This is a genomic window from Cellulosilyticum sp. WCF-2, assembly GCF_003990395.1.
In the GTDB taxonomy this organism is placed as follows: domain Bacteria; phylum Bacillota; class Clostridia; order Lachnospirales; family Cellulosilyticaceae; genus Cellulosilyticum; species Cellulosilyticum lentocellum.
On record NZ_CP034675.1, the window covers coordinates 3,792,679 to 3,817,564 of the forward strand.

Annotated in this window: 15 protein-coding genes; 1 reads left to right on the forward strand and 14 read right to left on the reverse strand. The window is 32.6% G+C overall.

Going from position 1 to position 24,886, the window contains the following annotated elements; genetic code table 11:
- Positions 1 to 195 precede the first annotated feature (195 nt).
- Complete coding sequence (locus EKH84_RS17125; RefSeq protein WP_190283378.1) at positions 196 to 711, forward strand: DUF4430 domain-containing protein; 516 nt, start codon at positions 196 to 198, stop codon at positions 709 to 711.
- A 165-nt stretch (positions 712 to 876) separates the two neighbouring features.
- On the opposite strand, the gene EKH84_RS17130 is transcribed toward EKH84_RS17125, so the two are convergent.
- From EKH84_RS17130 to EKH84_RS17200, 14 genes are all read right to left on the reverse strand, one after another.
- Complete coding sequence (locus EKH84_RS17130; protein ID WP_127067239.1) at positions 877 to 1,644, reverse strand: sugar phosphate isomerase/epimerase family protein; 768 nt, start codon at positions 1,642 to 1,644, stop codon at positions 877 to 879.
- Between the two features lie 37 nt (positions 1,645 to 1,681).
- On the reverse strand, positions 1,682 to 4,141 hold the full coding sequence (locus EKH84_RS17135) for an ECF transporter S component (RefSeq protein WP_127067240.1): 2,460 nt from the start codon (positions 4,139 to 4,141) through the stop codon (positions 1,682 to 1,684).
- Positions 4,114 to 5,010, reverse strand: coding sequence for an energy-coupling factor transporter transmembrane component T (locus EKH84_RS17140; protein WP_127067241.1), 897 nt, complete (start codon positions 5,008 to 5,010; stop codon positions 4,114 to 4,116). The genes EKH84_RS17135 and EKH84_RS17140 overlap by 28 nt, the downstream gene beginning before the upstream one ends.
- A 34-nt stretch (positions 5,011 to 5,044) precedes the next feature.
- Positions 5,045 to 5,929, reverse strand: a complete 885-nt coding sequence (locus EKH84_RS17145; protein WP_243118608.1) for a DUF4430 domain-containing protein — start codon at positions 5,927 to 5,929, stop codon at positions 5,045 to 5,047.
- Positions 5,930 to 5,940: 11 nt separating this feature from the next.
- The gene (locus EKH84_RS17150; protein WP_127067242.1) at positions 5,941 to 7,596 is read right to left on the reverse strand and encodes an S-layer homology domain-containing protein; all 1,656 of its coding nucleotides are present in this window, start codon (positions 7,594 to 7,596) and stop codon (positions 5,941 to 5,943) included.
- A 174-nt stretch (positions 7,597 to 7,770) separates the two neighbouring features.
- A complete protein-coding gene (locus EKH84_RS17155; RefSeq protein ID WP_127067243.1) occupies positions 7,771 to 13,125 on the reverse strand; it encodes an S-layer homology domain-containing protein in 5,355 nt (1,784 codons plus the stop codon).
- Between the two features lie 86 nt (positions 13,126 to 13,211).
- On the reverse strand, positions 13,212 to 14,024 hold the full coding sequence (locus EKH84_RS17160) for a DUF4430 domain-containing protein (protein ID WP_127067244.1): 813 nt from the start codon (positions 14,022 to 14,024) through the stop codon (positions 13,212 to 13,214).
- Positions 14,025 to 14,216: 192 nt separating this feature from the next.
- Positions 14,217 to 14,390, reverse strand: coding sequence for a DUF2292 domain-containing protein (locus EKH84_RS22985; protein ID WP_127068134.1), 174 nt, complete (start codon positions 14,388 to 14,390; stop codon positions 14,217 to 14,219).
- 950 nt (positions 14,391 to 15,340) lie between these two features.
- Positions 15,341 to 15,703, reverse strand: a complete 363-nt coding sequence (locus EKH84_RS17175) for a helix-turn-helix domain-containing protein (protein WP_127067245.1) — start codon at positions 15,701 to 15,703, stop codon at positions 15,341 to 15,343.
- Positions 15,704 to 16,394: 691 nt separating this feature from the next.
- The gene (locus EKH84_RS17180; protein ID WP_127067246.1) at positions 16,395 to 18,638 is read right to left on the reverse strand and encodes a type IA DNA topoisomerase; all 2,244 of its coding nucleotides are present in this window, start codon (positions 18,636 to 18,638) and stop codon (positions 16,395 to 16,397) included.
- Between the two features lie 4 nt (positions 18,639 to 18,642).
- Positions 18,643 to 19,176, reverse strand: coding sequence for a hypothetical protein (locus tag EKH84_RS17185; RefSeq protein WP_127067247.1), 534 nt, complete (start codon positions 19,174 to 19,176; stop codon positions 18,643 to 18,645).
- Entirely contained in the window at positions 19,164 to 21,191 is a 2,028-nt protein-coding gene (locus EKH84_RS17190; RefSeq protein WP_127067248.1) for a hypothetical protein, read from the reverse strand. The genes EKH84_RS17185 and EKH84_RS17190 overlap by 13 nt, the downstream gene beginning before the upstream one ends.
- Entirely contained in the window at positions 21,184 to 23,520 is a 2,337-nt protein-coding gene (locus EKH84_RS17195) for a hypothetical protein (RefSeq protein ID WP_127067249.1), read from the reverse strand. Before EKH84_RS17195 ends, EKH84_RS17190 begins: the two co-directional genes overlap by 8 nt.
- On the reverse strand, positions 23,517 to 24,866 hold the full coding sequence (locus EKH84_RS17200; protein WP_127067250.1) for a tyrosine-type recombinase/integrase: 1,350 nt from the start codon (positions 24,864 to 24,866) through the stop codon (positions 23,517 to 23,519). Before EKH84_RS17200 ends, EKH84_RS17195 begins: the two co-directional genes overlap by 4 nt.
- Between the last annotated feature and the right edge of the window lie 20 nt (positions 24,867 to 24,886).

The following is a 24,886-nucleotide window of genomic DNA, read 5'->3' on the forward strand; positions in this document are numbered from 1 at the left end:
CATCTTACTAATTCAAATATAAAAGAACATAGCAAAGTAATTAGTAATATAACGTGTATAGCAAATAAAATATATTATTTTAAATCAAACTAACTTTTTATATCATATTATAGCCTTACCATTTGGTAACACTTCATTTTTTTTATCATAAAATGTAAGTGATCTTATATGATATTTATAGTAAAGGATGATACAATGGAAAATAAACCTTTACTTGCACTTGCTGCAACACTCATTTATCTATCCATGTGCAAGCACACCTCTTCGAATGATGAATGTAGAACTAAGGTACGCATTAATGATTATGATTGCGTAACAATTGAAGTTCTTGGTCCAGGAGGTAATAGTATTCTTATGCCTTCTACTACAGTTTCTATCAACGAAAATACTACTGTACTCAGTGCTTCTATAGATAGTTTTAAGCAAAATCAACTTGCTTTTCAAACAGGTGGTTCTGATACTGATATGTATATCACTTCTATTGCTAATCTCTCTCAACAGTCTTCTGGACCATTAAGTGGCTGGCTCTATAAAGTCAATAATGTTTTTATAGATGCTAGTCCTTCTATTTATAAATTAAACCCCGGTGATTGCGTTACTTGGGTTTATACTACAGACTTAGGTAAAGATGTAAATGCACCACCTGTGATATTTGAAAGACACTATTATCAAACCTCTTTTAATAACTTTAATTTTAGCCAGTTGAAATAAACATCTATAATTATAAACTACAATTCTAACATCCTATTAGATAAATAAAGAACTATAAAACTAGAGCATTAGTTTTATAGTTCTTTATTTATCCAATTAAATTACTACTCATTCTTATAGGAAGCTTATGCATTTGGGGACACTCCCATTTTAAGATATATCTTTTTACCTTAAAGTATCTAAAATGTCATATAACCACTCTAAAGAGTCTCTAAGCTCTTTTTCATCCCCTATTTCTAAACTCCAAATAGCATTAGGTGTATATCTTTTTAATGAAGTCAGTATTTCTTTAATAGGAAGAGTACCTTCTAATAGGCCTCTGTGACTATCTTTTATACCATCATTATTATGTAGATGAACATAACCTATTCGTTCTCCTAACGCTTCAATCCAATCTAACACATTTTTTTGAGAATATACATTTACATGTCCTATATCTAAACAAACTTTGAAATGAGGGTGATTAATGTGATCTATTAACTGTTTAAGCATTTCCCAATGGGAGTCTAATACATTTTCAATATAAAAAATATGTGTTTCTAATTTATCCTCTAAGAACTCTTCCCAGAACTGCATTACATTCTCCAACCAATACTGATCTGGATAATAATTGGGTATATAACTGGTATGAAAAATCATTTGATGTACATTAAATGATTGGGATGCCTTATAACTTGCTTCAAAACGCTCTTTTGCTAACTGCCTAACTCTTTCATCGCAGCTTCCCGGAAATAAATCTAAAAATGGACCATGAAATGTCAAGGGCACTTCTTCTTTTATGTTCGATAATTCCCTTTCATAGTAATTAATAGAAGTCTCTAACTTATCTAGTATAGATCCTATACTAAAGCTTATTACTTCCAAACCTACAGGATAGGTTGATATGATTTGTAAAAGTTTTTCCTGTTCTAACAGCTGTGAAATATAAATCATTTCTCCACCTCCTTTTATAGTTATTTTACGTACTATACTACCTATTTTGGGGATCAACTAACCCATATTTTAGCTTAATTCTATCAAGTTTCTCTATCATAGGGTCAGCTATTAACCATAAAAAAAACATAGTACTTAGAGCATGTATTAAATCAAATGGGATTCCTCGTAAACAAGCAAGCATAATCATTTCCCATGTAATTGTTGATTGTACCATGAGTATTGAGGCTGTATTTAATAGAAAACCATATATAAAAAATGTTGTAATCCCTCCAAATAGACAAAGAGCTATTTTATTTCGCCTTAATATACCTTTTTGAAATAATACACCGGCCAAAAAACCAATGATTCCAAAACCAAACATTTGCCATGGCGTCCAAGGCCCTTGCCCTGCAAAGAAATTGGATACAAAACCTGAAACAGCTCCAACAAGAAACCCAGTTTCCCCTCCAAAACATAATCCAGCTATAATAACAATTGAAACAACTGGTTTAAACTGCGGAAGCATAAAAAAAACTGTACGTCCTGCTACAGCAATTGCACACAGAACAGCAATAATAATAATCTCTCTGGCTTGAGGTTTTCTACTTTCAAAAACCATGATAAAGGGAATCATCGTTTCAATAATAATTAACATGCTAATGATATAATACTTTCTATCATTTAAGTAATAAATCCCAAAATAGATTGTGAGTGGTATAAATATTAAAATCATCAAAGCTGCAATCATAGTCCTATGTGTAAGCCGATGTTTTTCAATTGTCACTTGAGAAATAAATGGTGTGAGTAGCATCTTATCTTTATAAGGAAATTCTTCCTGCTTAAATCTATTGATATTTGTATTTTTTCTTATCTTAAACTCAGGACTTTTAACCGTTCCACCACAAGCAGCGATTACATCCTCTACTGTTAAAGCCTGGGGGATTAAGTGTCTTGCCATACGATTCGCAGCGGAAGTATAAAAACTATTTCCAATAAAGAATTGCCTCGTATTTCCTGTTGTTACAATATTACCATCAAAAAACATCGCACATCGGTCTGCATAAGACGCACAAAACTCAACATCATGGCTTACCATCACAATTGTTACACCTTCTGCCTGTAAGTTTTTTAATATTTCTGCTAACTTCAGTTTAAAATAAGCATCAAGCCCCTTGGTTGGTTCATCCAATAAAAGTATTTGTGGTTCTATCAGTAGAACTTTAGCAAGTGCTACGCGCTGCTGTTCACCACCAGACAAATCATATGGATGGCTCTGCATTAAATCTTCAATTAAACAAAGTCTAGCAACATCCCAAACTTTTTCTTCTTTTTGCTCTTTTTTCATTTTCCTATTAGCAAATATCTCATATAAATCCTGTTCCACTGTTTTCTTAACAAACAATGCTTGTGGATTTTGTGGCAGTGCAGCAATAGATCCTTGTACAGAAATCTTACCACGATACGGTCTGTTTTCACCCATTATAATAGATAAGGTTGTTGTTTTTCCAGTTCCATTTCCACCTAGAATTGCAAAAAGCTCTCCTTTTTTTACAGTCATTGAAAGCCCCTTTATAATATCAGGACTATTCTTTTCATACTTAAACCAAACTTCATCTATCTGAATAGCAGGCGCATTAACTTCTGAACTTATACAAGTGCTTAACACTTTATACTCTATAGATTTTATTTTCCCTATTTTATCAAGCCATTCACGCCCATCTCTTACTGTCAAAGGACATTCAAAATCATTGGTGACCCCTGCATAAATACGCATAGGTGTAGGCATTGCAAGAAACAATTCATGATTATCTTGCTTAAGGAGGAAACCAACTTCTTTAGGGGAACCTTGTGTAATAAGCTTACCATTATCTATGACTACAAGCCTATCACAAAAAGGAAGTACTTCATCTAATCGATGTTCAGACATGATTATTGTGGTGCCCAATTCTCGATTAATCTTACCTATTATCTGTAAAAAGTCTGATGCAGCAATAGGGTCAAGTTGACTTGTTGGCTCATCTAGAATAAGGACCGATGGATGCATTGTCATAATAGAGGCAAGATTAAGGATCTGTTTTTGTCCACCTGAAAGTTCAGTCACACTCTTATGAAACCAAGTTTGTATACCAAAAAAATTAGCCATTTCCGCTACACGCAACCGAATGGTGGGTGTATCCATTCCCAGACTTTCAAGACCAAAGGCAAGTTCATGCCAAACTTTATCTGTAACAATCTGATTGTCCGGAGATTGTAATACATAACCTATTTGAGACGATTGGATACGTTGATCTACTGTTTCTAATGTTTTACCTTCAAAAATAATTTCACCAGTGCGAATTCCATGTGGTGTTAAAACAGTCTTTAAGTGACGCAAAAGCGTTGACTTGCCGCATCCTGATTTACCACACACCCCAATAAATTCGCCTTTATTTATCGTTAAAGATAAGTCACAAATGGCTGGAACTTCTTTGTTTGGATATATAAATGTCAATTGTTTAATTTCAAAAGTCTCCACTTTCTATCCTCCCATAAATTTATTACCAAAGGCATAAAACAAAGCCCAGTATAAGTAATAAACTGGCTTATTGTAAAAACAGAAATCTTTGAACTCTTCATAGATGGGAAATAGCGATAGTATAATCCACCAAACACTACCCCAATCATGATATAGCCCCCTGCTAGTGTCAGTACACTCATAGCTATGGCATCTCTTTTATCAAAAGAATAGATTGAAAATGCTGTGCGCCCGGGTAGTCCATATCCTCGACTCTTCATTGAATCTGCCGTTTCAATACCATTATCCAACATCCATGTCACCATAATAGATATTATTTTAATACCATGTTTTATTCTTGCGAGTATACTACCATTTGATACATCTCTCCCAATACCTCTTTGAGCTCTTGATACAACGTAAAGCTGTGCCTTAAAACGTGGTACAAAACGTAATACCATTGAAAAGATCAGTGAAAGAGAAGGAATAATCCTACCAAACAAATACACAAATTTATCTGAAGTCATTACAGAATGATAGCAAGAAAACCAACATATAACGGTGATAAGCATTGTAGCTGCAGCTATACCATAAGCTATTGATTCAAGAGTCAATGGATTACCATTTTCTAAATAAATAAGTATAGTGACTCCCTCATGATTAAATGCTGGATTGATTAAGGCAGTCATAAAAAGCATGGGAAGCATATATTTTAGGTTAAACTTTAGTGCTTTTCTACCATTAAGGTATATTGAATAGAAAAATGCCCCCATTAAACTCATAAGAAGACAAAAAGGATGTATAAAAAACATTGCAAATAAAAGAACAAGTGTAAAATATGAAAAGTTAACGATTGGATGATAACTTATAAACACATCATTTAGTGGCATTATTCAACTCCTAACTTATACCATTTTAAAATCTCTATTCCCCACCTTCTATCGAATAGTATTGATCCCCAACATCCCTGCCTAAATCACAGGTATAAACCCACTCGATTACGTCACCTTCTTTAAGCTGGTAACGACTGCAGCCATAGTTTGGAAACCATCCGTTTACTTTATACATCCAACCTGAAAGTTCACCACAGTCAAATTCATAAAGATTATTAATCCCTTCAATATACGCTGAGTTATATATCGGTGTATTAACAAACTCCATATGAATTTTATTCTTCTTCATTTCACGTTGTAAAACATTAAATACAGATTCTCCTTCGTAAAAGATTACCTCTGTTGCCTTAAAAATCACACCATCCTCCGGCACCAATTCAATCTTTTCCTTATCAAGGTTGTTGATATTGTCAAGAATGGTACTACATGAAACTGATAAAGTACACGTCATAGACTTATCTGTTATTTTTGTATTCTGTGGTTCGATAGGTAATGGTTTTCCTTCAGGTACAGGATCTGTCAAGTATTTATCTTTTCCTGTATTAGTGTCGATTTGGTTCGTAGATTGAGGCACTGTTACTGGCTGCGGTGTAGATTGGGGCTTATCTGTTTCTGTTGATTTAGAAACAGACGATGACTTTTCAGTTTCCTTTGATTCTTTAAGGGGATTATCCCCTACCTGACTTGGTGTTGGAGTCTCTACCTCATTCGAAGAATCACTTGATTTTAATATCTCCTTATTTAGGGAATCTTCCTTAAATGACTTATTAGATGGTTCTGTTATAATTTCAGCTATCCCCTGGGAAACAGTAGGTAACTCATCTATTGCCTCTGAATCTTTACTACTGTAGCTAAAAAGAATAATAGTTAAGATAAATAACAATGCTAAATATCTTATTATTTTACTTATTTTCATCTAAACACTCCTTATAGCAAATTAGATACCTGTAGTAATTGATAGAGCATTTCTGCTATTTCACCACGTGTTACAGGCTTTAATGGTTGAATTTCAACGTCCTCTTGAGACAATATATTCTCTTTGTAGCAAAATGCCAATCCGTTTCTTGCCCAGTCTGCAGACTTTGTGTAATCAGTAAATTGAGCAAGCATATCCCTCATTTCAATGGGATCAAGTGATGTATTCATTCCGCAAAGCTTAGCAGCATTAGCAATCATTACAGCAGCTTCTTGTCTTGTTATGGTCTTGTCAGGTGCAAACGTATTAGAAGTTATTCCTCCCACAATCCCATAAGAATAAGCAGTATCTATATAGGACTTGTATGGACTACTAGCTGGTACGTCTGAAAACCTACTACTTGCTTGAGGCGTAAGACCTAACACTCTCACAACACTAGTGGCAAACTGTGCTCTTGTCATTAGAATGTCTGGTGCATAACTATTCGTTGAAATACCGTCTACGATTCCTCTTACTGCAAGTGCTTCTATTGCCTTCTGACTTGTATGACCAACTATGTCTTTGAAAGTTCTTTCTGTACTTATAATAGGCATCACTTTTATATCCTTGTGCTTTCCCAATAACCCTAAGGTATTACTCTTTTTTGCCAATTCGTTTTTTTCTTTCTCTGTACCATCTAATTTTTCATCTTTTGCTTTCATACGATATAAGCTACTTTTCCCTGTGGTTACCCTTTCTAAGTTTACAAGTCCATAAAATGCCTGTTCTGTAGACATAAGATTAACGCCACTACTACCATCTACTAAATGTGTGAACCCATTTCCTTTCTTATAATATTTAAAAATATTGTCTGTAAGAGTATATCCATTTTTTACAAAACGGCTATCATTTACATCAACTCCTAGTTCACAAAGAGCCATTAGCACTTGAACTGTGCTCTCTACATTGCTCACCCCCATGCTCCCATAGCCACCTGTAGCATCCTGCTTATTAGATAATATTAAAAGGGCTTTGTCTATAGCAGTCTTCACACTTCTTCTATCCTGATATTTTGCTAGAGCCTGCAATGCCATTCCTGTTATATCTGCATCAGCCTGATTTCCTGATAATGCAAAACCTCCATCTGGTAATTGGTGAGATAAAATCTCATCAATATACATTTCTCTTGTAGCCTGTGTTTTTGCAGTACTACAAATAGGTATTGTATAATTACCCGAATCAAGTGCTATCAGTGCAAAAATAGGGCCATTAATACCTTGCCATATGGTCTTATCAAAATCACCAAGTGGTTCTATAAGATTGTAGCCTCCTACATTTGAGGGGTCTTTACCTATGGCAGTAAGAGCCAAAATCAGTCTTGAATACTCTGTATATTTCTTATCATGAAGATTTCCTTTTAACTCACTAACATACTTTTCTACAGTCTGATAATATTTATCATAATAGCTTTGTGGCACATTATAGTTTGAACGCCCAAGACCTATTACAGACCATTCTCCTCCAATAGAACCAACCTGTGGGTTGGTAACAGTTCTGAGCAAATATTCTGCCGTATCATTTATCACACTTGAAACTGATTCTTTGGGTGTAGCAAACAAGATAGAATTATTACCTAGAATACAAGTAAAAACTATTAATAATATAATAATCATTTTGGATCTTTTCATTATTCCCCTCCTTGAAATATGTTTATTTCCGGTTACAATTACTAAGGTTACTTGCTTTCATTTTAGAGTTCATTTCAATTTGTATGCTTCTTATTTTATACTATATGGTAAATGAGCCACGACCTTACAATAAGTAAGATGTGGCTCACATTTAATGATTCATTTATCCCTGTATTAGTTCATTTCCTTAACTATATCGGCTACTATTTTAGCAACTTCAGCACGTTTAGCGTTTTTCTTCGGAGCAAAACTATTGTTTCCTACACCTTTGATCATCCCAATCTGTTGCATATAATGAACTGCTTCTTTCGCATATCTAGCGATTTGAGTATCATCTTCAAAGGTAGCTGTTGCCACTCCTTTATTCATTGACATTCCTTTTAAATCCATATAACGTTTAATCATAACAGACATATCTTGTCTCGTTATTTTATCCATCGGTGAAAATGTAGTTACAGAGGTCCCTGATGTAATATTATTTTCATATGCCCATGACACATATGGTGCATACCATTCAGTCACATCTACATCAGTGAATTTTGTATTAGATTCCCGTAAATCATCTCCACTTACTTTGAATAATAGTGCAATAAATTCAGCTCTTGTTATTTCTTTTTCAGGTGCAAACAAATTATCTCCTGTTCCATCAATGATATTTCTCTCAGCAAGATAATAAATATATGATTTAGCCCAATGGTCATCTGGCACATCCGTAAATTTAACTTGACTAATTGCTTCCTCTACATAACCAACTGCAAATATTGAAAAGTGATCTGTACTAAAGTAAATCCCACCGACTTTTTCATCAAATGTTATCTCCTTAATCTTATGAGCCATTCCATTCTCATCAATAAAGTAAACCATTAAATTTGCTGTCTTTTCATGCTTAGATAACTCATAGGGAATAAACACTTTGACTTTTCCATCTTTAAAATCAGAAAGTGGCTGCCCTTCTATTAAAATAGTTAGTGAATAAATCGGACGAGCTCCTATCAACGCTTGATTTTGTTTTGAAAGGGTAGTTTTTTCCATTTTCCTCATTACTATTTCAACATCTTTGTTAGAGGCAATATCTATAATAGCCCTAATTGTTTTAGCATCTAGTCTTAATGAGCCAATTAACGAACTTATTTCCAGAGAAGTTTCCTTTTTATTTTCAAAAGCACTTATAACTTCATGAGGAATACTAAAACTAAGTCCCTTTGAATCTTTTGGAAGATCAACCTCTATTTTTGCTACAGCATCCTTATCATCTTTAAGAAATTCTAATTCTGCTAAGAAATTCTCAAGCTTCGTACCACTAAGCACAGCTACAGCTGTTCCATCTTCTTTTTGAGTTGCTATTACATCAATGTTGCCATCGCCGCTACCACCAAAATTTTCATCAATCCACTGTTCTGAACCTTCTTCATATCGATAGTCATCCGTATAGTGCCATACAATAATATCGCCATCTTTTAAAGTATATTCTCTAAGCCCCAATAGTGGGTGCGTTCCATTTACTGTATACATCCAACCAGAGTATTTACCATTGTCAAATTCTCCTAACCATTCACCGTTTGGCATAGAAATTTTTCCTATATAATTAGGCTGTGTTTCCTGCCATCTAATACCTGCCTGGGTTAATGCCATTTCAAATGCCTCATATACCTTGGAACCTTCGGGTACAGTAACTTCTCTTTCTAATATCCATGACTGAAACCTTTCAGGATTCTTTTTCCATACCAACGAGCTATCTTTTCCCCCATGTTTGTGCACCCCATAAAGTGAAAAATTCACAGTGATGTTTTTAAGAGATGGTTTTTCTGGCTCACCTGTTGCAGTCTTTTCTTTTAATCCCTGTATTGCCGTGTGTATAGTATTTATAGCATATTGTATCTCAGCTAGCTGTGAGGTGACTTTTATTTCAGTTGCAAATTCTAAAGCCTGGCTTAATGTCGCTAATGTTTCCTCGGTATATTTTTCCACTTTTATTACTTTTTCTTGAGCTTCTGCTATATACCCTTGTAAAGTTTCGAAAGCTTTCTGTGTTGGTGTTCCCCCACTATTTGCAAACCTATCGTGAATAGTGACATAAGAAGGACCGTGAACAATGTCAATCAGAGCTTGCAAAGCTTGGTAGTTTGCCATTTCATTTGCTTGTGCACTAAAAGTAAAATTGCCGTTTTCCTTCTGACAGCTGAGTAGAGCTGTTAGAAATGTACCATGTGATTCCTGCCATTGGGCATCTTCAAGATTAACCCCAGGGACCAACATCAGTGTCATCATAGCAACAGACATAGAGTTACTATTAACACCATACTTTTCTTTGGATGTTATATTAGGATCACCTGAAGCAGCTATGCCAGGGAAGTTGGTATTAAAGCCTCCGTTAGCAAACTGGTTATCTGCTAATTTCATTTCATATTTTTCTAACAAGTTCTTGAACTGAGGTCCATATACAGGATCACTCATGAAGAAATAACACACCGGCATAGCCATAGCAAGATAATCTACACCAATTTTTTGATTATTGTTTAAAACATTTGAATAAGTACGTAGTAACCATTTCATTGATGCTTCTCGCTTTTCAGATGTATAACCATCTATAGCATCTGCACTTGTAACCTCCATAGCTAATACAGCATACTCCATTAGGGGATAAAGTGGATGCTTAAAGGCAATTTCTCCCTTTAAGAAGGTCTCACCATCCTGCTTATTACCATCCTTGTCAGCAACATACATCTCATCTGCTAGCATCTTGACTAAATTCAAATGCTGAGGTCCAAAATCTCTGGGATTATAGCCTGCGCCAGCTACTGCCAAAATATTTCTTGCCATATCCTTATTGTTTCCAGCAGGAGACAAGTCTGTAGGATGATCTATTAAATACTTAATATTCTCTGCCTTAAATGTTGCATAAGTTCGCCCATCTTTAATGCGCATTCTAGGGTCATTATCCATATCTTTACCAAGAACACCCATGCAAAGAGCTGGCCAATCTGCACTTGATGGTGCATTCGATGAAGTATCAGCATCACCAATATACCCTCTTTCTTCATAGGTTTTTAGAAGTCTTTCTAGTGAAAAATCAGCAGCTCCTTTAGCTGTATCAAACATTTTAAGTTCGGCATATCCTATAACTTTGTTATCACCTTCACCTATTTCCACCGCTACGTAATAAGTACCTGCTTTATACTTATTAGCTTCAATTTGTATCCCAAACTCACTACCTGCCTCAGTAGAATAGGATAATTGCTTAGGAATGCTTTGAACTGTTGTGGTAAGTATAGGAGAAATGGGTGTTCCACCCTTACTGTCTGTTAAATACACCTTAGCAACAGTCTCATTGGCTATAGATGCATCTATATCCGAAGCTACATTCATATAGAATGCTGCACTTTTGTAGCTGATGTAGTGGCTAATCGTAACTGGTACTGTGGCAGTTACATATACCGTTATAGCGTCAGTTATAACCACTGCTTGGGCATGTGGGTCTATATGTTTTGCATAGAAGCTAACCGTATATTTTCCATTTATTGCTGTTCCAAGGTTCAAAGTAGATAAATCCACATTAATATTGTTACTACCATTGGAGCTTAAACTCTTTTCAGCACCACCTGCTGTTTTATAAAACCACTGTATGCCACTTGTAACTGGGCTTCCTTGTGAGTCGTTTCCAGTTAATTGTAGATTCACTAGTGCAGAGACTTCAACCGTTTGGTCCTTAGATGGGGAGCTCACAAAAAGTGTTTTTAAGATTTCTGGTTCTGTCACTTCATATTTAACAGAGGTAGCAAATTTATAATCCGTAGTACTTGTGCCATTGGGTATGCGTATAGCAATACGATATAGATTCCCTTTGGGTAAACCCTTTGGTATAACTAAGTTATATTCATTTATATTTTTATCAATTGTGATAGCTTCTTCTTTAATTTTTTCAGCTTTACCAAGAAGCCCTAGAGAGACTGTTCCCTTACCAAAATAATCCGAACCACACTTAAATGTTACTTTTACTATGTTATCCTCCGTATTCAGACCACTTGACTTGTCAGAGCTAATTAAAGGCCTAACTTTAATCAAAACAGGGTTGGATACTGTATCTTCATATCTACAGTAAATATATATTGATTGATACCAATTGTTAGCATAATCCTTTGCAAGACCACCATCAGGCTTCAACTGAAGCATCGGTTCATTTGAAGTATTGCTGACAAGCGGATATTCAGTTGTATCCCCGTTATATTTGTAAAACCAGTCTATCCCAGATGTTACGAAATCCCCCTCGGCATTCTTAACAACAGCGGTGAACTTATAAGGCTCACCATAAAGAAAATATCCTGTATTCTTTGTAGTATGACTAGCTACTGTCGCCCCACGAACGATAAATGGCACATAACTTATTAAGGGCTTGTTATTTCCATAAGTAGTCGTTACACGTGCATAATAACTACCTGGCTTCATTGCATCCGCACTGTACACATATCCTGTTGGAGTACCAGAATAAGGTAGATTAAACCTTATTTCAGAAAGAAGAAAACCTGATGTATTTTCGGTCGGAAGTGATATTTTTCTTCCTGTTAATTTATAAGTTTTTTTATCACTTTCTGAGTAATAATTTACTAGCTCATAATTACTATCTACAATATCAATTTGTGATGTTATTGCTAAAGAAGTTGTTGCAGGACAAATATCCACTCTATGAATGCCTACAAACTTCAGTTGATCAGCTCTTTGCTGCTCATCATTGATTGTTGAATAGGTATCTACACCAGCTTCATACTGTATACGTGCTATTTCCAAAGAAGTTATGCCTAATCTAAAATGATTTGTTTCACCTTCTGGCACGTATTCAGATTTAAACTCTTTTCCAACTGCCAATAAGTCCTCCTCTGCAACGGGTAGAGTTAGTTCATCAAATACATAGACCTTACCTTTTTGCGTATCTGTATACTGCGCATATACATAGCAGTTCGCAATACCATCCGTATAATGTAAAGAATTTGAATCAAGTCCTGTTGATGGTATATTCGGAAATACAAGCTTTATCTTTTTATCAGACTGTTTAAATTCTATTTCTTGTTTTTTAGCAATCCTTCCCTCTGAATCAACATTTACATAGTAAAATGATACTGCATCAGGGTTAGATTCCAGTACATCTGTCCCATCACTATCATAAAGTGTAACAGCTGCAGAAATTTTATCATATATATAATCTAATTTGTAAGCATTTAAATCAGTGGCTATCTGAGCTTCCGTCTGTCCATTTTCTATCCGGTCAACAACTGTTGTTGTAAGTTGTGGCAACATGCAGTAACCATTATTTTCTATAAAGGTATTCGAATTTTCAACTTTAAAGGTTAAACTTGAACCAGTTGTTATAGTGATTAGACTAGGAGTAGTTGTTTGAGTGATTTCTGATAAGCCTATAGAGCTCGGTTCTTTATCATAAATTATTTCATTTGCATAGGTTAATATATTGCCAAAGCTTGAAAAAAACATGACCATTGCTAAAAACAGTCCCATTTTTTTCTTTATACTACATATCATGTACTCACCTCACCACAGAAATTTTAGTATTAAAACACAGGTAAGTAAGACTTCAGATAAAACCTGAAGTCTTACTTACCTTAATGCTACTGCGCTACAAATGATACAAGTGGAGATTGAGTATTACTCATCATGCCATATTGATTATATTGACTTTTAACTTTAACCGTATAACTACCGGCCCCTGGTAATGTAATGGATACATCGCCAGCAGCATCTGATATCCCAGAACCTACAAGCCCACTGCCATTATATACTTCTACTGTGCATCCAGCATAAGCAGAAAAGTTACTTACTGTCCAGTCATAGGTTGTTGGATTTATGTACTGAGATGATGCTGTTACATTAAATGTAGCTTCTTTTTTAGAGACGTTAAATCCTTGATATGCAACTCTTGTTACTTTTGTATCAATTGAATCATCATAATAGAAATTAACATTATCCCCATCCTTTACGTATGCAGTATCAATGGATGCGCCCCAATTTGCACTTTCTTGTGGAAATGCCCCATTGATACGGAAGCACCATCCACCCATAGGTGCTGGTGTTTGTAGCCAACTCTGTCCGCAAATAGAAGAAACATAGCCTGATGTAACACCTTCCATAGTTAAGGTTTCATCCATCTCCATAGCTTCAATTAAAAGGTCTTTTACAAAAAAATCCTTAGCTGTTGGTGAAGTAAGGGTTACTTCTATTTCTTTATAAAGACCCTCTGGATATTCCGTAGTTTTTAAGCCTTGGACTTGTAGTATAACAGTCACTGATGTTGAAGGTGACGAAGTTTGGATATATGTTGCATCTGTACTCATAGCAAAGACTGTAGTTGTCATTGCAAGCATCATCATTAAGGATAATACTACTAATTTCGCTTTTTTGATTTTGTTTTTTAAACTAAACATAAATAAACCTCCTATTTTTTATTTTCAAATGCAGTGAAACTTTTAACGCCGGCCGGCCGTTAAAGAACATTCTGCTAAATGAGCAAAGAATATATATGAAATGATTGTCTATAATAAAACAGCCGGAGATCCATTTTCGCCTTTTATACTATGGCAAAAACTGCATCTCCGGCTGTCCGGTCAATGAGTCACTTATAATTTTATACTTTTCTTAATGAGCTCTATTCTGATAGGCTTTCCCGCCTGTATGAAAATCATTATTTCTCCAAAAGATAAACTTCGTATATGCTCTAATAATTTTTTTTCTTCCTCACTACATGTTATTGATAACTCTTTACTTTTTGATTCCACTAAATCATCCCCCATCCCTATTAAAATCACACAAAAAAAACGCCACTTCAATAAGAATGGCGTCACAAAAACGTTTTCTTATTGTTTGTATCTGGAAACAATAATGTAATTCTAATTGAGCACGTATCTGACTTAACATGTTATTTCATGTATCACAGTTACCAGTTAGTGGGGCTTCTCACCCCTTTCCGTTTTAATCATTTCAGTTAAAACTCTATGTAATTAATATAAACTACATCAAGTTAAAACTAAGATGAACTCAAAAAGATATATAGTTTTTAAAGTACAGTAAAATTGAAGAAATAGTTATCTATAGCTATATATCTAGCCCTAAAATATGATTACTGAATTATGAGTAATAATAAAACTTGATAATACTTACTATATTCTTAAGTTCCTGTAATTATTCCATACATAAAATAAATGTTTAACTCCCGCATCACCTATTTATAAGTTGTCAAAAAGGGGGGGACACATCTGAAGTACCAAATAAAGTTTCAAACCAGAGTCTTAAGGCCATGTTTCCTAAATTCCATAGTCCAGACCCAGACTTTAAGAACTTTCTTTGTTATTTTTTTACCTTCTACTTCACAAAGTACCTTAATCTATTGGTTAACCTATTTTCTAAGTTAGTCTTTTGAGTTGTTGCAACAGGTCTTGACACTTAATAAAGTATGTAGAATACCGTTTTTTTTAGTTGCGACCATACCAATAACTACGCTAAGAGATTTTTATCCATTATCGAAAAAAGTGTACAGCATTGAAAATTAAGGATTGATAGTAAACATAAAATACACCTTTATGCATCGTTAGTGCATAGAGGTATTATGACATGAAGTTGATCCAATAAGAAGATGCGGTATTATTTTACTCTTAATTGACTCTATATCCTACATATTTGTATCTATTATTAAACTTTCAGTACAAAACAAAAACATACAAAGTCAAAATAATCTTATATATCTTTAGATTTCCTCTTTCTTATGGTTTACTTGTTGCTGTAGCTCTACAAGTTGCTTTATTTGTTGTAGGACAAATGTCCTATATTCATCATTTAGCTGCTCATAATAAAACATAATTCTATCTATTGTTATATCAGTTATAACACTCGGAATCTCTGTACTCTCTAAATCGTCATCATTAATTAGCCACTTTTTATCTATGCCATAAGCAAGAGAAATATAATTAATCAATAATGATGTAGGAATTACTCTTCCTTTTTCTATATTCATAAGGTTAGCTCGTGAAATACCTATATTCTTGGCAAATTCACTTTGAGTTAATTGATAGGTAGTACGTATGAGTTTTAATTTGTCTGAAAAAGTCATAAATACTCCTCCTAACTTTATTTTATCAACTATATTTTCATTTGTAAATACAATTAATTTTTACATATATTAATTTTTCAAATATTTAAATTAATATGCAAATAAACAAATTACATCAACGCATAAACTATTTAGTATGCACAGTAGGCATTGACGAAGATTTAATTATTGATTTTCTACTGACAAGTATGAATAGATTTCTTAATAATATGCTGGAGCGACTCATGATTCGCAAATTAAATTAGGCAACCACATATGGGTATCTCTGTAATACCTCTCTTATTACCGATGACGATCAAAAAAGCTTTCAGAAAGTAAACAGCTTTGGGAGCATATCATTAATAAGTGGTTATCTATTATCAGTAATCTACTAGTCTTATTTAATGATTCTAAAGTATATAGTTATGATACCATTAATACTACTTATAATTTCATAGAACAAATAACAATTTCACTTGATAATAGAGTGTCCCCTCTCATATCCAAATCTCAAAATTACTAATATCTTTTTTAAGCAAAAATATAGATTTATCTGACTCCACTAGTTTTTTGCCCATAAGGTAAATAGTTACTATGCTTAACATATTTTTGTTGAGTTAGGATAATAGTTGTTTATTATGCTTGTTTAGAACACTATAAAAAAGGTGGTATGTATAAGTGAATATAGACTTCCCTTATACATACCACCAGTTTATTCATTATCAATAAATTCCATTTTCCAGTTAAAATAGCCAGTCTTCTCATCTCTTACATATCTTAAATATGCGGAATAAGTAGTTCCTTTTTTGCTCTTTAAGTTTCTAAAGCCCACTTTCCCATTGGTTAAAAGCAATTCTACCATACGTCTTGTAACACTTTTTCCTATTGATGCAATGTACTTATCATTTTTCCATATAGTATATTTACAGCCACCTTTCCAATTAGCACAGCCAAATCCTTTTTCATTTTCAATAACTGGATTTCCACAAATTGGACACATACCAACCGGTTCTACATTTTTAGGAATCTCTACCTTTGTACCACTTAGGACCTTCGTATCATTCTTAATGGCCTCTACCGCTTCCTCCGTAAAACTTTTAATCATACTAAGGAATTCATCTTTTTGAAATTTACCTTTTTCAATATCAGACAACGTTTTTTCAAGACGTCCTGTATATTCAAGATCAAGAAGCTGTTTAGCTGGAAATGTTTCTACTATTGCCTTTCCTAATTCTGTACACACCAAACTTTTGCCTTTTGCTTTGATATACTCAGCATCTTTAAGTTTTTTAATTGTTTCAGCACGTGTTGCTGGCGTTCCAATACTAAAACCACTTAAAATACTTGCCATCATTTCAATTGTATCTTCTTCACTTTGTTCCTTATCCTCTTTACCATCATCTTTGAATCCTTTACCACAGGTTTCCATGACACGAAGCAATGTTTTTTCAGTATGTGCTTTAGGTGGTTTTCTGGTAACCTCACCCACAGTAACTTTTTTAGTTTCTACCATTTCATTGTTTACAACTTGTGGTAAAATAGTGTCTTTATTTTCTGTGCTGTCTTTAGCCCCATTAGCTTCTAACTTTTCTACAAGACGCCAACCTTCTACGAGCTGTACTTTACCTTTTGTAACAAAAATACCTTTTACAGTTTCTTCAGGCACCTCCATAACTTTTGTTACTAGCTTAGTCTCTTCAAATTCTGCTACAGGTAAAAATTGCATTAAGAAACGATTTTTAACAGCATTGTATACTATTTCTTCATCAGCCGTTAATCCCTTAGGAACCATATAAGTAGGCACTATAGCACTATGGCTTTCTACTTTACTATTATCAAAAATACGTTTATTATCTACAAAACAAATCTGACTCTCATACGGGAGACCTACTTTAAGAGTATCTAATACTTTTTTCGTCCTTCCCTTTAAACTCTCTTCCAAAGCCAAGCTGCCTGTCCTTGGATAGGTAATATATTTCTTCTCATAAAGAGATTGTGCTACCTTCAACACCTTATCAGAAGTCCACCCTTTATACTTACTTGTAATATGTCCTTGCAAGTTAGAGAGGTTGAATAATAATGGTGCATATTCCTTTTTCTTCTCGACTTGCTTTTCGATAATCTTTGCAGGCTTATCTTTTATAAGCTCAGCTAAAACTTCTAATGCTCGCTTATCTTCAAACTTCTCATTATCTTTACCTTCTTTATCTTTTACATAATAAGTTCCTTCAAAATTCTCATTTTCCCCTGTTTTAAAATTGGCTAATAATTTATAATACGTTGATGCCTTAAAAGCTTCAATTTCTTTATCACGATCATAAATAATCTTTAACGTAGGTAGGAGTACACGCCCAATGTTAAGTATCTTCTTACTACCCGCATTATACTTCACTGTCGCAACAGAAGTTAAATTAATGCCTATCATCCAGTCAGCCCATTGTCTCCCAATTCCTGCATCTTGTAGAGGTTTCATGTCTTCATTAGGACGTAAATTTTCCATACCTTTTTTTACTTCTTCGGTTGTCCATTCATTTAATAACATTCTATATACGGGCTTTTTTTCATTAAAATATAAAAATAGCTCATCGCCTATAATCTGACCTTCTCTATCAAAATCTGTTGCTGATATTATTCCATCTACATCTTCTCGGTCAATTAAGTCTTTTATTATATTAATCTGCTTTTGTGCCCCTTCATCAACTGAGGCTCTGTTTTTACTGTCACATTTCACCTTATACTTAAACTCCTCAGGAATAAATGGAAATTTTTCAAGTCTCCAACTTTTCATACTCTCATCATAATCCTTGGCATCATACAATTGTAACAGGTGGCCAAACGCCCACGTAATAAGATAGTTATCTCCTTCAAAATATCCATCTTTTCTTGTCTTAATATTAAACGCATCTGCTATATTTTTAGCCACAGAAGGTTTTTCTGCAATAATTACTTTTTTCATTTTATCACCGTCCCATCTTTTTACTAATCTGTACTACCTTACTCCTCCTCAACTCTTCTATCTCTCTATTTTTCTCCTGAAGTATTTCATTCAATATCTTGATTTCATGCTTTAACATTTTTATAGTATCTAACATCTCATTGATTTCCTCTTCAGTATTATACTTATCTATAATACTATCTATAACTTTATTCTTCAATTCTTCTAATTCATCGTAGTCTTCCTTTAATTTTTTATACTTCTTCTCATTAAAGTAGTCAGGTAAAGCATCTATAGATGCTTGTATATATTCTTTTAGAATTGGGTTATTATATATGGTCTTCCTAGTTATACCTACCTTATCGCTGTTAGTGATACTACTAATGGTAGGTCTTCTATCTTTTATTTTATTGCAGAACATATCCAATTCACTTCTTATGTCTAATATATATTCTTCAATACTACATAACCGTTTTATCGTCTTATCATCTAATTCATCAAGAGCTTGCATATTATACGCTTTCAACTTTTCTGATACCAAGCTAATTATTTTATCCATGTACTAACTTCCTCTATTAATTCTTTATGATTAATAACAATATTTTTTACTCTAGGATACTGCCTAATAATTTCTTCTGCCCCTTTAGTAGCTATATCATTAGTTAACAAATTCAACTCCTTAATTAATCTATTTTTCACATAGTATCTCAACGCATTTACTTCTCTTTCATATTCATTCTGATACTGAGGTCTTTGTTCCGCAACTAGTTTATTATGCTTAATAAGTTCTAACTTTTGTTTAAATCTTTGATAAGATAAATCTAAGTTTTTATAACTATTTAAAGTTACTCCTATATTATAATTATCTTGCTGGCTTGAGAAGTATTCTCTCTGTTCACATACTTTCTGCACTATACTAATTACACATATCCCCAATTCATTTTCCACTACTGGAGAATTTGTCTTTAGCAACATTTTGAATACTTTTTTCATATCCCGATTAATGTTTAAATTTCCCTTTTCTATAAAGCCATTGATTTGTTTTATATGCTGCTGGAATTCTGATGATTTTAGTTGTTCTTTCAAAATAATATTTTTAGCTTGATTAGGATCACTTTGGATTGTTCCTTCTTCTGTAATATCTTCTATAAGTATATTAACTACATCATCTAAACTCTTATTGTTTTCAAACTCCTTATTATAATAAACTGTCATCTCTTCAGTTAAATGATTAAGATGCTTTCTAATAAAATCTATGTGAATTTTCTTCATAAATAGTTTTGTACATAAATGTACACGAAATGCATGTGGATTTATCCAAAGATATTGTTTATCTTTTATGCTCTCAAAAGGATGTTCTTTTCTTTCTTCTGTAAGAAAAAATTTCTTATACTTTACTTCTGATGTTAACTTAAAAGATCTCAGCTTCTGTTTCTCATCTTCACTCAAGCACTTCAAATCAAACTCTTCATCATGTCTAACAAAAAACTGCTGTAAATCATTCTTTAAAACGCTCCCACCCCTCTTTTGCATCCCCGTATGATCACTTACAAAAATAAACTTATACATATCTTTCTCAAGTTGATCACATTCTTTTTTCGTATATTTTGATACCCCACTCCTAAGGTCCGAATCTTTTATTCTCCCTGGAATTATCTTATTTTCTTTAAGCTGTATCATATTTCTTAAATAAGATGTCTCGCTTATACCATTAATAATATTTTTGCTAAACATACAAAGCATCTGATAAGCATGCAAAGCTAACTTTGTTAGAAAGGTGTAGGTAAGTTTCCTGTCCTCTCCATATTCAGTAATTTTATAAGTATAAAACTCCAAATAGTGAATACTCTTCTCTCCTTCGCCTTTAACCTTTATCCTATTGGTCTCTAATAAAGTCACTTCCTCAACTCTCATTCCTGTCTCTATCAAAATAATTAGTAATCCAGCAGCTATCCTATGTCTTATGGCTAATTCACTATTATTTAAATCATTTACTGCAAAGGCACAAATCTGATTACATAAGGCATCTGGAATATATGAATTTTTAGATGACAAACTTCTTATTTCAGGATTTTCACTTATAAATTTCTCAAGGTAGGTAATCAAATAGTCAACTTCACACAAATTATTTTTTTTATACACTTCCAATACTCTTATTAAAGTGATGGCACGCCTATTACGTGTACGATTTGTGACTCCTTTTAACCTTTCCTCAAAATATTCTCTTAAAACTTCCTGATTTAATAATCTAATATCATTAATTTTTAACCCGATGCAATAATTATCTATTGCTCTTATTGCTTCTAAATCTTTTTGTACTGTAGAAAAATCTTTATTCTGCCTGAATCTTCTATCCAATACCATTATCTTAGTTCCAAATTTTAACATATTAGATAATTTATCAAAATTGAATCTATACGTATGCCTCTCTCTATTAGAAGTATTAAATTCACTAAAATCCCAAATATCATCTTCCAAATACACTCCATCATAAATCTGAAAATTTTTTATTTTTTCTTTGGAGAATGCACTATTAATATTATCTTCAATAATATATTGTAAGTTACTAAGCATTTTCTCTCTCCGTTCCCAAAAGTATCTTTTCTATTTCATAAATATATCTAGCTACCACTTTTTTACAACTCTGTAATTCCTCTACTTCTTCATTTTGTCTATTTGCTATAGCTTCTTCGATTAGCTCATCTAATTCATTAAGTTTTTCTTCAAAAATGGGTTTTCTATTCGCAAATGTTGTAAAATTATTACAAATCAAACATTTCCCAATTTTAAATCTACACCCTATAACATTACAACTACCTGCCCCATTTTCAACTATATTATCATTTTGATTATCTTGCTCTTTTAAAACTTTCCCTTCGATATTAACATCACTAATAGATACTTGATTCATAACTTCCAAATAATTTAACAAGTCATCTTCTGCTCTATAATGTTTGTTAGCCGTTTTAAAGGATTGATCAAGCATTAATGCAATCTCTGACAATGACTTTCCTTCCCCTATTCCCTCTCTATACACTGTATCTATATGTGTATGTCTTATATTATTTACACAATAATCGTCATTTTTCACCTTCCCCTTGAGTTCCAAAAGAATCTTCTTAAACTCAACTTTGAAATTGATTTTTTTGTATTTTTTTATATGTGTTGCTACATATGGTTCTACAAATATATATTCACTACAGCCTTTAGTTAACTCCATTGCCTCTTCTATATATCGAGCAGTCTCTGGGGTAATTCTCTCCTGTTTAATCAGAGAGTCCGTTATCTTCCCAATGCATTGAATCATATATGTTCCATCATCTAGCTTAATTAAACAATCTCTCTTGAAATTAATAATTTCACCAAATCTATACTTTGTTGTGTAAAAAATTTCAAATACAATAACATATAATTTATACTTCTGATCCTCTAATGACTTTTGAACAAATGCTTCATATAATAAATTAATATCATCTTTATCAATAGGCCTTCCACCACGATATCTATCTAATCCTGCAAGTGAAAATATATCTAAATCCGTTTTTCCTATTTGATATTTGTCCTTATAAAATTTTAAATACTTTCTTATTATCTTAAAAATAACTTTTATACTATTTGGATTCTCTATGCTTTTTTTAATAAAGCCTCTATACTCCCATAAAACTTTTTCATCTATATGATTGCCATTTCCTGATTGTTTTTCATCTAAAAAATTCAAAAAATTTACTAACTGAGATTTACTTGTTAACGTTCCTACATTACCTAAATTACTCCATATAAAATTCTTATAATCATCCCTATATTTTACTGCACATATTGTAGCATCTATTGTTACTCTATTTGTATTACAGCTATTTGCATTTCTTAGCATTTTTCCAGTAGGTATAATGCATATTTTATCAGATTTAGGTACTTCTTCAAATTGATTATAGTAAAGAAAATAATAGTTTTGTTCATACATTTTATAAAAACTCTTACTATTAATCTTATCTATAAAAATCTTACTAAAATTATTGGGGTATAATTTTAAATAATCCCCATAGGTTATAAATCTATAAAAATTAACTAGTACTTCCTTTAACTTCTTACTTTCTTTAGTTATTTTTCCCTCAACTAAATATTCCTCTGCTTCTTTAAAATAAATATACTGTTGACAAAACGTTTCCTCATTAAACCATTTCTTCTTGTTTATCTCAAATTCGCCCAAGCTTTCTTTGAATTTTCCAATAAATATAGATACACATATAGCACTTGCAGATTTAAGTGGGTAAGAGTTTAGGTATGCATCTAAGACATTAACTATCATGTCATTATCTGTATCTACTACAAAACTCATAAATTCACTATCCTTATGGAATAATACTGTTTCTACATTAGAAGCTAACCACATAGTATCTTGTTTAATTAATTCTCCCCATTTCTTATAATTAACATAACAGTATCTTCTTTCAAATATCTTAAAAAAGTTTTTTCTACTCATCATACTTATCAATATTGAGTCTATTTTTAAATCATATCGATGTATATAACTTTTCTGCGAGATGAATCGATAAAATTTTATTAGTATATGTTGCAATTTAACTATACCTGCATACACCCTTTCACTCCTTAATCTAGAATCTAATTTCATGAAAAATATATACTGGCAAGAAAGTGCTTCGTGACTAAACCATTTTTTCTTACTTACCTTAATTTTATCTAGACTCTGATTAAATTGTTTAAGAAAAATTTTCATCTGTGGATTAGGTATATGCCTAATATTATACGAATTAATAAATTCTTCTAATACAATAACCACTTCATCATCTTTAACATCTGTTACAAATTTCATTCTTTCTGCATCTTTATGCACTATATATCTTATTATTAATATATCTTTAGAATTTTTCTTCTGTTTTATCATCTATGAAGTTCTTCCCTTATTTTCTTTTCCATAGATTCTACATTTTTCAACCTATCTTCCTCTCTGGGATTATAATAGATCATTGTAGATTGTATAGATCGGTGTCTCATTTTCTTTTGTACGTATTCTATTGTTCTCTTTTCATTATCAATTAAATACATTGCATAACCATGTCTAAATCTATGAGATAAACTGTTCTTCTTTTTCATTTTATCTATGTTAATTCCCACTTGAACAAATACCTTCTTAAGAAATTTATTCCAACCTGATAATGCTAATGGTATTCCTCGTTTATTCAAAAAAATGTATTGATTATCACCTCTTCCTTCTACACTATCCGCAGTGGCCTTATTTGCTATATTATCCATTACTTGTTCTGATACACTGAAAATATTTCTAGATATGTCCATATATTCTAGTATATCATGATATAGATTTGGTCCTATATCTACAATTTGATAACCTCCATCTAACTCTTTATATCTGCCTGTATCATAGTCACTTCTATCCTTCACCTTCATGCAAGTCTTTGCATGTTGGTATGATTTATCTGAAATTCTATTCCTTAAATAAGCCATTCCATATGAGGGATTATTTATGTTCTCCTTAATATCTTCATAAGTAAGCCCCAGCACTTCTCCTATCCGCATTCCTGTTATATACATTAGGTCAATTATTATTCTATCTCTCAAATACTCTGTTTTACACAAATTTAACCGTTCAATATACTTAATTATATTCTTATATTCCTTTAGAGAAATGTACTTAGGAACAAAAATATCACTCCTTTTAGTAATACTTTTATTCATATTATATTTTTCTACTTTTATCTCTTTAGTGTGTGCTAGGATTCCATAACCTCCTCTAACACTATTTACTATTCTTTTTGCAAATAAAGGATGGCAATCTATATTTAAGTACTTATAAAATCTTCTAATACTATCTAAATACATATTATGAGTATTTCCACCTCTATCTACAATATAATTAATGGTTTCTTTATCTTTTTCTATTCCTATTCCTAAAATAAAATTGGATAAATTAGCAATGTCCATTCTATCAAACTTATCCAATGGTTTATTTACAATCTCCTTAAATGCATATAGAAGTTTCAACGCATTTAACATTGGTTCTTTACTATTAACAGATTCATGTTTCTTTTCAATATTTAAATATCTATAAACCTCATTAATTACCCTTCCATCACTATCAAATAAGAAAAAGTATATAAAACCATTTCGTTCTCTTTTAATCCTAGTAATTTTTATTGTCTTAATTTCTATTTCGTTAATATAAACTTTATAATAGCTTCCTTTACTTGTCCCAATCTCTTTGACCCATTTCATTCATAATCACCTACTTATAT